General features: G+C 62.4%; 12 protein-coding genes. 9 read left to right on the plus strand and 3 right to left on the minus strand.

The window, feature by feature from the left end; translation table 11 throughout:
• The 3 genes from AC1D1X_RS07990 to AC1D1X_RS08000 form a co-directional block, all read left to right on the plus strand.
• Nucleotides 1-676: 3-hydroxyacyl-CoA dehydrogenase family protein (locus AC1D1X_RS07990; RefSeq protein WP_477698098.1), on the plus strand; the 676-nt coding region annotated here is incomplete at its 5' end.
• Nucleotides 677-740: 64 nt separating this feature from the next.
• Nucleotides 741-1,484, plus strand: a complete 744-nt coding sequence (gene fabG / locus AC1D1X_RS07995; protein ID WP_477669373.1) for a 3-oxoacyl-ACP reductase FabG — start codon at nucleotides 741-743, stop codon at nucleotides 1,482-1,484.
• 135 nt (nucleotides 1,485-1,619) lie between these two features.
• Nucleotides 1,620-1,970: a hypothetical protein gene (locus AC1D1X_RS08000; protein WP_477698099.1), complete on the plus strand. Its 351-nt coding sequence runs from the start codon at nucleotides 1,620-1,622 to the stop codon at nucleotides 1,968-1,970.
• 2 nt (nucleotides 1,971-1,972) lie between these two features.
• On the opposite strand, the gene AC1D1X_RS08005 is transcribed toward AC1D1X_RS08000, so the two are convergent.
• Entirely contained in the window at nucleotides 1,973-2,830 is an 858-nt protein-coding gene (locus tag AC1D1X_RS08005) for an AraC family transcriptional regulator (protein WP_477669371.1), read from the minus strand.
• 99 nt (nucleotides 2,831-2,929) lie between these two features.
• Between AC1D1X_RS08005 and AC1D1X_RS08010 the strand changes: the two genes are divergently transcribed.
• The 4 genes from AC1D1X_RS08010 to AC1D1X_RS08025 all read left to right on the plus strand — a co-directional run bounded on the left by AC1D1X_RS08010 (nucleotide 2,930) and on the right by AC1D1X_RS08025 (nucleotide 5,678).
• The gene (locus AC1D1X_RS08010; RefSeq protein ID WP_457280693.1) at nucleotides 2,930-3,286 is read left to right on the plus strand and encodes a cupin domain-containing protein; all 357 of its coding nucleotides are present in this window, start codon (nucleotides 2,930-2,932) and stop codon (nucleotides 3,284-3,286) included.
• Between the two features lie 81 nt (nucleotides 3,287-3,367).
• Nucleotides 3,368-4,357 (plus strand): bifunctional helix-turn-helix transcriptional regulator/GNAT family N-acetyltransferase, encoded by a 990-nt coding sequence (locus AC1D1X_RS08015; protein WP_477698100.1) that lies wholly within the window; start codon nucleotides 3,368-3,370, stop codon nucleotides 4,355-4,357.
• Between the two features lie 164 nt (nucleotides 4,358-4,521).
• Nucleotides 4,522-5,097, plus strand: a complete 576-nt coding sequence (locus tag AC1D1X_RS08020) for a chromate transporter (protein ID WP_457280691.1) — start codon at nucleotides 4,522-4,524, stop codon at nucleotides 5,095-5,097.
• Complete coding sequence (locus AC1D1X_RS08025) at nucleotides 5,094-5,678, plus strand: chromate transporter (RefSeq protein ID WP_477698101.1); 585 nt, start codon at nucleotides 5,094-5,096, stop codon at nucleotides 5,676-5,678. Before AC1D1X_RS08020 ends, AC1D1X_RS08025 begins: the two co-directional genes overlap by 4 nt.
• Before the next feature lie 18 nt (nucleotides 5,679-5,696).
• On the opposite strand, the gene AC1D1X_RS08030 is transcribed toward AC1D1X_RS08025, so the two are convergent.
• Together AC1D1X_RS08030 and rlmB are read right to left on the minus strand one after the other, a co-directional pair.
• On the minus strand, nucleotides 5,697-6,848 hold the full coding sequence (locus AC1D1X_RS08030; protein ID WP_477669369.1) for an NAD(P)/FAD-dependent oxidoreductase: 1,152 nt from the start codon (nucleotides 6,846-6,848) through the stop codon (nucleotides 5,697-5,699).
• The gene (rlmB, locus tag AC1D1X_RS08035; protein WP_477649216.1) at nucleotides 6,845-7,597 is read right to left on the minus strand and encodes a 23S rRNA (guanosine(2251)-2'-O)-methyltransferase RlmB; all 753 of its coding nucleotides are present in this window, start codon (nucleotides 7,595-7,597) and stop codon (nucleotides 6,845-6,847) included. Before rlmB ends, AC1D1X_RS08030 begins: the two co-directional genes overlap by 4 nt.
• A gap of 159 nt (nucleotides 7,598-7,756) precedes the next feature.
• Here rlmB and AC1D1X_RS08040 point away from each other — a divergent pair, with 159 nt between their 5' ends.
• Nucleotides 7,757-8,635: a c-type heme family protein gene (locus tag AC1D1X_RS08040; protein ID WP_477669368.1), complete on the plus strand. Its 879-nt coding sequence runs from the start codon at nucleotides 7,757-7,759 to the stop codon at nucleotides 8,633-8,635.
• Between the two features lie 59 nt (nucleotides 8,636-8,694).
• Nucleotides 8,695-10,214: protein kinase domain-containing protein (locus AC1D1X_RS08045; RefSeq protein ID WP_477698102.1), on the plus strand; the 1,520-nt coding region annotated here is incomplete at its 3' end.

Genomic DNA, 10,214 nt, shown 5'->3' on the forward strand with positions numbered 1-10,214 from the left:
GGTGAACGATGCGCGCGGCTTTTACACCAGCCGCACCTTCGGCACCTTTGTGATGGAAGGCGCGGCCATGCTGGGCGAAGGCATTCCCGCCGCCGCGATTGAAAATGCCGGCATCCAGGCCGGCATGCCCGTCGGCCCGCTGGCCGTGCTGGACGAAACCGCCTTGTCACTGAGCGTGCACGTGCTGGACCAGACACGCACCGACTTCACCACAGAAGGCAAGACCTACACCGCCACGCCCGGCGAGCTGCTGGTCGAACGCATGGTGAAAGAGTTGAAGCGCCCCGGCCGCGCCAGCGGCGGTGGCTTTTACGACTACCCCACCGAGCCAGGTGCGAAAAAACACCTGTGGCCCGAACTCAAGTCCCTGTTTGAAAAACCCGGCGCCGCCTGGGACATCAACGAACTCAAAGACCGGCTGCTTTACCGCCAGGCTGTGGAGACTGCCCGATGCCTCAGCGAAGGCGTACTGACCACCGTGCATGACGCCAACATCGGCTCAATTTTCGGTATCGGCTTTCCGGCCTGGACCGGAGGTGCGATGCAGTTTATCTACGGCATGGGGATTGACGCCTTTGTCTCGCACTGCGACGAACTGGCCGAAAAATTCGGGCCCGGCTTTGCGCTGACGGATGCGGTCAAAGATGCGATCCGCCAACATCAGCCGGTTTACTGAGCTGCTTCGTTTAACTCACCCTTCCTCCCATTCATCTCATCGATCCATATCCAATATCCACTTCATGCCAAGACTCCAAAACAAGATCAGCATCATCACCGGCGCCGCCCAGGGCATTGGCCTGGCCACCGCACTCAAGTTTGCCCAGGAAGGCGCCATCGTCATCGTCTGCGACGTGAAACAAGCCGGTGTGGATGAAGCCGTCAAACAGTGCCAGGCCCTGGGCGCGCAGGCCGTTGGTTATGTGATGGACGTGACCCAGCGCTCCATGGTGGATGCAGTGGTCGGCGAGGTCAAGGACCAGTTCGGCCGCATTGATGTCCTCGTCAACAACGCCGGCATCACGCAGGATGCGAGGCTGCAGAAAATGACACTGGAGCAATTTGACAAGGTGATCGACGTGAACCTGCGCGGCGTCTTTCACTGCGCGCAAGCGGTGGCCGACACCATGACAGCGCAAGGCAGCGGCGTGATACTGAACGCCAGTTCAGTCGTCGGCATCTACGGCAACTTCGGCCAGACGAATTACGCGGCCAGCAAGTTCGGCGTGATCGGCTTCACCAAAACCTGGAGCCGCGAACTGGGCCCCAAGGGCGTGCGCGTGAATGCGGTGGCCCCCGGTTTTATTTCAACGCCCATCCTCAGCACGATCCCCGACAAGGTGCTCAAGGAGATGGAAGCCCATGTGCCGCTCAAGCGCCTGGGAAGGCCGGAGGAGATTGCCAATGTCTATGCGTTCCTCGCGAGCGATGAGGCGAGTTATGTCAATGGGGCTGTGATTGAGGTTTCTGGCGGGATGTCGGTCTAAGGTGGTATCGCGAAAGCGACTTTCGCTGTCGGGAACCATGCTTGACCGAACAATCAAGCGAAAATTCCACTCATGACAATCTGCAATATAGATATAGCTTTTTAGTTCTTTGGGAGACACGGGGGAATCCCCAAAATGCACCCACAGATGGTCACAAATCCGAACTCCGTAGTTGACGACCTCATCGATCGCATCACTGAGATCGTGCTGCGAACCTATGAGGTTGATCAACTCTTGCCGCACGAAAGCGCCGAGCGCCTCTCGCTTGCCGCGCATGAACTTGTGAGCGCCATTTCGACGGACACAGGGCAAATCGAGTTCTCCTGTGAGCTGACCCTTGCCGCTCACGAAAGGAAAAGCGCATTCCTGGTAAGGGTGCAGGGCCAGGCCGCCTATGAAACCCCGATCTGGCGCATCAATGAAATCTATAACGTAGTTGTGGACCCGCTTGACCGCGGGGAGTCCTTATTTACCGACCTGCAGTAGATTCACTCGATGGTGACGGCAGAAGGGTTCATCTGCCGCAGCCACGCCCCGGGCGACAAACCCACACTGCCCTTGAAGCGCCGGCTGAAATGGCTCTGGTCGGCAAAACCGCAGGCGGCAGCCACCTCGGCCAGGCCCTGCCCGGCCAGCATGGCTGACTGGGCGCGTTCGATGCGCACGGCATTGAGGTAGATATGCGGCGGTACGCCAAACTGCCGGGCGAAGGCGCGGGTCAGATGAACACGCGACAAGCCGGCCTCGCCTGCGAGGGCATCGACGGTGATGTCCTGGTCGAAGTGGCTGCGCAGGTAGTCGCGAATGCGGGCCATGCGCGCAACGCCAGCCGGCTTCACTTCATCGCCTGAGCGCCGCTCGCCATAGCGCTGCAGCAAGTGCACCAGCACATTGCGCGTAAGCTCTTCGGCACGCAGCGACTCTTGCGCCTGCCCGCCTGCGCCTATGGCGCGCGCCAGCGCGCGGCCCATGGCGGCGTCGCGCACCACAGGTTGGCAAAAATAAGCCGCCATGTCGAGGCCGGCTTCCTTGTCACGGCATTCGTTCACCACCTGCTGCGACACATACAGCATGCTGTAGCCAAAACCTTCCTGCGTGCCGCGCTGGCCGTCGTGCGGTTCGTCGGGATTAAAAAGAATCACATCGCCGCGCAGACTGGCGTGCAGCGTGCCGCCGCAGTGAAAGGTCTGCACACCGGAGGCGGTGACCCCTATGGAATAGGTTTCGTGGCTGTGGCGCTCGAAGGTGTGCTCAGTGAAGTGGGCGTTCATCTGAGTCACGCCGGCCAGTGCGCCGGGACGAAAGCGGGCCCAGTCTTTGGGCGTGGGGGCCTGGGCGTCGTGCATGAAACAATCGTAAAGGAAACAATCGTACAAGACGCAGCAGCCCTGGACAAGGAAACTCCCTCTTCAACCGCACTCAACCGCCATGAAAGAGGAGTTCACATGAAAGAAGCCGTAGACCTGCAGACCAAGCTCGCGACCTTTGAAGGCCACTGGCAGCCGCGCACCGTGAGCGAGTTCAATGGGCACGACGTAATGGTCGTCAAGGTCCAGGGAGAATTCAGCTGGCATTCGCACCCCGAGAGCGACGATTTCTTCCTGGTGCTCAAGGGCGAGCTACACATCGACATCGACGGCCAGCCCACCGTCACGCTCAAGCCAGGCCAGCTGTACGTGGTGCCTCGCGGGGTGCGYCATCGTCCGCGGGCRCCGCAAGAGGCGCACCTGCTGCTGATTGAGCCGACCGGCGCGCCCAACAGCGGCGATGCRGCCACAGCGGCGCCGCGCCGGGTGATCTGAGGCCGGGCTGCCGAACCAGATGTGTTGCCAGAAGATGCCACATACTTGACTTTGTCAATCAATTGATTGACGATATCTACCATGATCTCGTCAATCAATACCACCGCCTCAAGCACGCCTGCCCCGCTCCAGACTGGAGCGCCCCCCGCTTCTACAGCCCACGTCAAGGCCGTGCGAAGCTTTAACCGCTTCTACACCCAGCGCATCGGCGTACTGGACCCCTATCTGGACAGCGAGTTTTCGCTGACGGAGGTGCGGGTGTTGTATGAGCTGGCCCACCGCGACCAGCCCACAGCCACGGAGCTGGGGCGCGACCTGGCACTGGACGCGGGTTACCTGAGCCGCATCCTGCGCCGCTTCGAAAGCCACGGCTGGCTGGCGCGCGCGTCTTCGCCGGCGGACGCGCGGCAAAGCCTGCTGAAGCTGACCAAGGCCGGCCACGCTGCATTTGCGCCGCTGCAGCAGCGCTCCCGCGACGAGGCCGCCGCCCTGCTGGCCGCGCTGGCGCCGGACCACCAGCAAAAGGTGGTGACGGCCATGACCACGGTGCAGCGGCTTTTGGCCAGCCGCACGGAACCTGCCGCGACACGAACCGTGCTGTTGCGCGACCCCGGGCCCGGCGACATCGGCTGGGTGGTGCAGCAACACGGTGAAATTTATGCGCGTGAATACGGCTGGAACAGCGAGTTCGAGGCCCTGGTGGCCGATATTGCCGGCAAATACCTCAAGAACCACCAGCCGGAATGGGAGAAGTGCTGGATAGCCGAAGTCGACGGTGAGCGCGCGGGCGCGGTGTTTGTGGCGCGTAAATCAGCCACCGTGGCCCAGCTGCGCATGTTGATCCTCACGCCGCAGGCGCGCGGACTGGGCCTGGGCGGGCGACTGGCCGACGAGTGCATCGCATTTGCGCGCAGCAAGGGCTACAAAAAAATGGTGCTCTGGACCAACAGCTGCCTGGACGCAGCGCGCGCCATTTACGCCAGGCGTGGTTTCAAGCTGACCAGGAGCGAGCCCTACCATGGCTTTGGGAAAAAAAACCTGGTCGGCGAAACCTGGGAGCTGCGGCTGTAGCCGCCATGCAGGGCATGTCGGGCGCCGGCCCGGAAATTCATGCCATTTTGGCCTGCAGCGCATATTCGGCGGGCGCAAGCAGCTATCTTATTAATAGCAAACGGCGGTCCTCGGTCTCCTGTGCGCAGGCTGTGGTGCATCGATGAAGCGGCGATAATTGGTGCATGAGCACCCCTCCCGCCGAAGACCACCCGAAACCCCGATCCCTCTCCGACCTTTTCATTTCATTCACCTTGCTGGCGCTTCAGGGCTTTGGCGGTGTACTGGCTGTCGTGCAACGCGAGCTGGTCGAAAAAAAGCGCTGGATGACGCGCGAGGAATTCATTGAAGACTGGGCCGTCGCGCAAATCATGCCCGGACCCAATGTAGTCAACATCTCACTGATGATAGGTGGCCGCTACTTCGGCCTCAAGGGCGCCCTGGCAGCGCTGGCCGGCATGCTGACGGTACCGCTGGTGCTCGTGTTGCTGCTGGCCGTGGTCTATGCCCAGTTTGCCGGGCATCCCGGCGTGGCTGGCGCGCTGCGCGGCATGGGCGCCGTGGCAGCAGGGCTGATCGGCGCGACCGGCCTGAAGCTGTTCGGCGCGCTCAAGAAAAACGTGCTGGGCCTGCAGCTGTGCGCCGCGTTCGGTGTGGCCTGTTTTGTGGCCATCGCCCTGCTGCGCTTTCCGCTGGCCTACGTGCTGCTGGGGCTGGGCGGCGTGGCCTGTGTGCTCGCTTACCGCAGGCTGGCACCATGACCGAGTCGCTGCACCTCGTCTTCGGCGCTCGGGAATGGTTTGACCTCTTCCTGCATTACCTCTCGCTGTCGCTGCTGTCGATCGGCGGCGCCATCACCACCGCACCCGACATGCACCGTTTCCTGGTCGACAAGCAGCACTGGCTAACCGACGCGCAGTTCAACGCGTCCATYGCCATTGCGCAATCAGCCCCCGGGCCGAATGTGCTGTTCATCGCTTTGCTGGGGTGGAATGTGGGGCYGAACGCGGGGGGCATGCTGACCGGGCTGCTGGGCGTTTTCCTGGCGATGCTGGGCATCCTGATTCCCAGCACCACCCTCACCTACCTGGCCGCGCAGTGGGGTCACCGCAACCGCGAACTACGCGCGGTGCGGGCTTTCAAGCAGGGCATGGGACCCATCGTGGTGGCCTTGCTGATCGCGACAAGCTGGATATTGGCCACCGCCAACGGTAGTTCGCTGAAAGACTGGCCGGTGTGGCTGCTGGCGGCCACCACAGCCGTGATTGTCTGGCGCAGCAAAATCCATCTGCTGTGGCTGCTGGGCGCTGGCGCATTGCTGGGCTGGTATGGGCTGGTCTAGCAACCCGTTTCGGGGCGGCTACTCTGGTTTGCCGCGCCGGTGAAAGTACACCATGCGCGCAGCCTGCCGCATGGGTTCGGTGTCCAGGGCCATATTGAAGATCCAGTCGGCCTGAAAGCGGTCAAACAGCCAGCGCAGCGTGCGCTTGGCGCGGAACTTCGGGTAGTGCCGCACCAGCCCTTGCGCTGGATCAGCCGGGTCGCTGCCATCGGCCGAACCACCTTGCAAAAAGGCGGCTACCGCGCTGCCCACCGCGTCGCCATGCTGCAGTGCCGTGTGGATGCCACCAGCCGTCACGGGCGACACCATGCCGGCGGCGTCACCGACCAGCATGACGCGTGCATCAGACACCCGCTTCAGCACCCCGCCGCAGGGAATCATGCCGGCGCGCGTCGCCAACGGACTTGCGTTGCCGACATCCACATGCGGCGCGATTTTTTCCATGAAAGCGCCCATCCACGCCTGTTTGGCAGGCACGGACGCGCCTGAGGGGGACATCCGCCTGGCCAGCCCGATCTGGTGAATGCCGGCACCCGCAACAGCCCAGCCGATGTAGCCGGGCGCGAGCTGGCGGTCTATGAAGCAGTGCAGCAGGTTGGCATCCAGCCGGGCCTGGCCGTATTCATGCTCGATGCCGAAGAGAAACTGGGTATTGAGCGACAGGCCCAAAGCCTTGGCCACACGCGAATGGGGGCCGTCGGCGCCGACCAAATAGCGAGCCTGCAGCACCATCGGCTCCTGCGATGCAACCGACTTGACCGACACGGCCCAGCCGCCGCTGTCTCGCGCAGCCTGCTCGAACAGCGTGCCGCCCAGCAAGGTGACACCGTCCGCCACGACGGACGCACACATCCAGTCCAGMAGGGCCGGCGTGTCGGTTGCCCAGAAGTAATAACCGGGCGCGTGCAGATCGACATGGCGAAGATTGGGCGAATAAAGCCTCACGCCGTCCACCTGCCGCACCAGCGCCGCGGGCACTTGCTGCAACCACGGGATGGTGTCTATGGCATCTTTCACGATGATGCCGGTGGTGTGCAGCTTGTCGCCGGAAGAAGTCTTCTTTTCGACAATGGCGACCTGCAGGCCCGCCCTGGCCGCGGCGCGCGCGCAGGCCAGCCCGGCAAAACTGGCGCCTATGACTACCAGGTCGAAGTGCTGCGGCGTCGTCATGCCCTGCGCTGGCGCAGGGCTTCGTACAGGCACACACCGCTGGCTACGGACACATTCAGGCTTTCCACCGCGCCATGCATCGGGATGCTGACCAGCTCATCGCAAGTCTTGCGCGTGAGCTGGCGCATGCCCTCACCTTCAGCGCCGAGCACCAGCGCCACAGGGCCTTTCAGGTCCACGTCGTAAATTGTTTTTTCCGCATCGTCGCTGGTGCCTATGCACCAGATGTTGCGTTCCTTGAGCTCGCCGAGGGTACGGGCCAGGTTGGTCACCATGAAATAGGGCATGGTTTCGGCGGCGCCACTGGCGACCTTTGCGACGGTCGCATTGATACCGGCCGCGTGGTCCTTGGGCGCGATCACCGCATGGGCGCCGGCGCCATCGGCCACACGCAGGCAGGCGCCGAGGTTGTGCGGGTCGGTCACGCCGTCGAGCACCAGCAGCAGCGGCTGGGCAACACCGGCTTCTTCGAGTTGCTCCAGCAATTCGTCGAGCGATTTGACCTGCGCCAGTGCGTCGACCCGGGCCACAACACCCTGGTGGCCGTGGCTGCCGCACATCTTTGCCAGGCGCAAACCGTCGGATTCGATCAGCCGCACACCCGCCTCCCGGGCCCGGTCCGTGAACTGGCGCATGCGCGCATCGCGGCGGGACACATCGAAAAACACTTCCAGGACGGATTGGGGCGCTGTTTTGATACGAACGCCGACGGCATGGAAGCCAAAAAGCACTTTGGGAGAAGAAGACATGGCAGCGATTATCACTGTTGGCCGTAATTGGCATTACTACCGGTGTATCGGGTGCGACGAGCGGGGCACAATGGCCCCCGGGCAGGACTAAAATAGTAACAATTTGTTGGACCTGCTGAATAATCCCGCTCTGCTGACTGCAGGGCACCTGGAGGCGCTATGGGCTTGAGACTGAAATTCAATTTGGTGCTGGTCGTGGTTTTTTTGGCCGGCTTTGCCGCGGCCGGCTACATCTCGCGCCAGCTGCTGCAGGACAATGCGCGCGAAGAGGTGCTGCGCAACGCCCGCCTCATGATGGACACCGCGCTTTCCGTACGGGCCTACACCGTCGAGCAGATCAAGCCGCACCTGGACAAACAACTCGAGGAAGTGTTCCTGCCCCAGACCGTTCCGGCCTACGCCGCCACCGAAACGCTGGGCCACATCCAGAAAAAGTACCGTGACTACGGCTACAAGGAAGCCACGCTGAACCCGACCAACCCGCGCGACCGCGCCACCGACTGGGAAGCGGATATCGTCCAGCAATTTCGCCAGAATGCCGAATCGAAAGAACTGATTTCCGAGCGTTCCGCCGCCACGGGCCGCCTGCTGTACATTGCCAAGCCCATCCAGATCACCAACGCGGCGTGCCTGCAGTGCCACAGCGTACCGGCCAATGCGCCCGCCAGCATGATCAAGGTCTATGGCGAGGCTAACGGCTTCGGCTGGAAACACAACGAAATCATCGGCGCGCAGGTTGTCACCGTTCCCATGGACATTCCCATCCGCAACGCAGACCGCACCTTCAAGACCTTCATGGCCTCGCTGGCAACTGTCTTCGCCGTAGTTTTTGTCGTACTTAACCTGATGCTGAGCTGGCTCATCGTGCGGCCTATCCGCCGCATGTCCCAGGCCGCCGACAAGGTGAGCACCGGTGACTTTGATGTACCGGAATTCGCTGACGGCGGCAAAGACGAAGTGTCCGTGCTCGGCGGCGCGTTCAACCGCATGCGGCGCAGCCTCGAAAAAGCCATGCAGATGATCGACCACGGCGCCTGATGTCCGGCCGGGCTCAATAATTCACAGGCACCCTCAGCCCCCACGAATCGATCCCACGAATGGAAGAACCGGAAGAAACAACGCAAGCCCTGCCCGTGCGTCCCACAGGCGGCGAAGGCAAAGACGCGGCTGCGCTTCTGCCGGGACAAACCGTTTTTGAATACCGCATCGACAAGATGCTGGGCGGCGGCGGCTTCGGCATCACCTATCTGGCGCAGGACATCAACCTGCAGTTGCCGGTAGCCATCAAGGAGTATTTTCCCGGCGACCTGGCCGTGCGCGCGGAGGACCTGTCGGTGCACGTGCGCTCCAGTGCGAACAACGGCCAGTTCAATTGGGGGCTGGAGCGCTTCCTCGACGAAGCGCGGGCGCTGGCGTCCTTTCGCCACCCGAACATCGTGCGGGTGCTGCGTTACTTCAAGCAAAACGGGACCGCCTACATCGTCATGGAGTACGAGTCCGGCGACCCGCTCAAACGCTGGCTGGCCAGGCAGCCGGCGCTGGACCAACAGGGTCTGCTGAAGATCGTCTACCCGTTGATGGACGGGCTGGAAGCGGTGCACAAGGTGAATTTCCTGCACCGCGACATCAAGCCGGACAACATCTACATCCGCGCCGACGGCACACCGGTGCTGCTCGACTTCGGCGCCGCCCGGCGCGTGACCGGCAACCACGACATGACCAACATCGTGAGCCCTGGTTTCGCACCGTTTGAGCAGTACCACAGCAAGGGACACCAGGGGCCGTGGACGGACGTCTATTCGCTGGGGGCGGTGATGTACTGGATGACAACGGGGCACAAGCCGATGGAGTCGGCTTCGCGGGTGCGCGAGGACACCATGCCCAAGGCGGCCGACACGGCCAGCGCGGTGGTCTTCGGTGCGCCCCTGCTGCGCGCCATTGACTGGGCCATGATGCCCAACGAAACACAGCGCCCGCAGGACGTCGGAGCCCTGCGCCAGGCCCTGATCAGCTCGGACTTTCTCAAGACGCAGACCATCCGCGCCGCCAACCCGTCGTCCAACACAGCCGCCATTGCCCCGGTAGCGACGGTAGCGCCGCAGACCGATACGTCAACCACAAAGACAAGCAAGCTGCTGTCCGAAAGCGCCGTGCTCGCCTACGCGGCCAATTCCCAGTCCATTCCGCTCAATAGCGCCGAAAATCTGCGCAAGAACGTACTGGGCACGATCATGTTCCTGGACCTGGTGTCCTACTCCACCTATTCGGTCGACCAGCAGGTGGCACTGAAGACCCTGTTCAACGAACTCATCACCAAGGCCATCGGCGGCGTGAAGGAGTCGTCGCGGATCATGATCGACACCGGCGACGGCGCGGCGATCTGCTTTCTGGGCGACCCCGAAGAGGCCCTGCAATCGGCCCTGCTGCTGCGCGACCTCCTGGTACAAAAGTACGGCCGCAAGCTGTCCCTGAGGGTGGGCCTGCACCTGGGACCGATCCGCATGGTGTTTGACATCAACAACCGCGTCAATGTGGTGGGCGACGGCATCAATGTGGCCCAGCGCATCATGGACTTCTCCAGGCCCAACCAGATCGTGGTCTCGCGTGCCTATTACGA

It is taken from the genome of Polaromonas sp. P1_G4 (assembly GCF_056405475.1).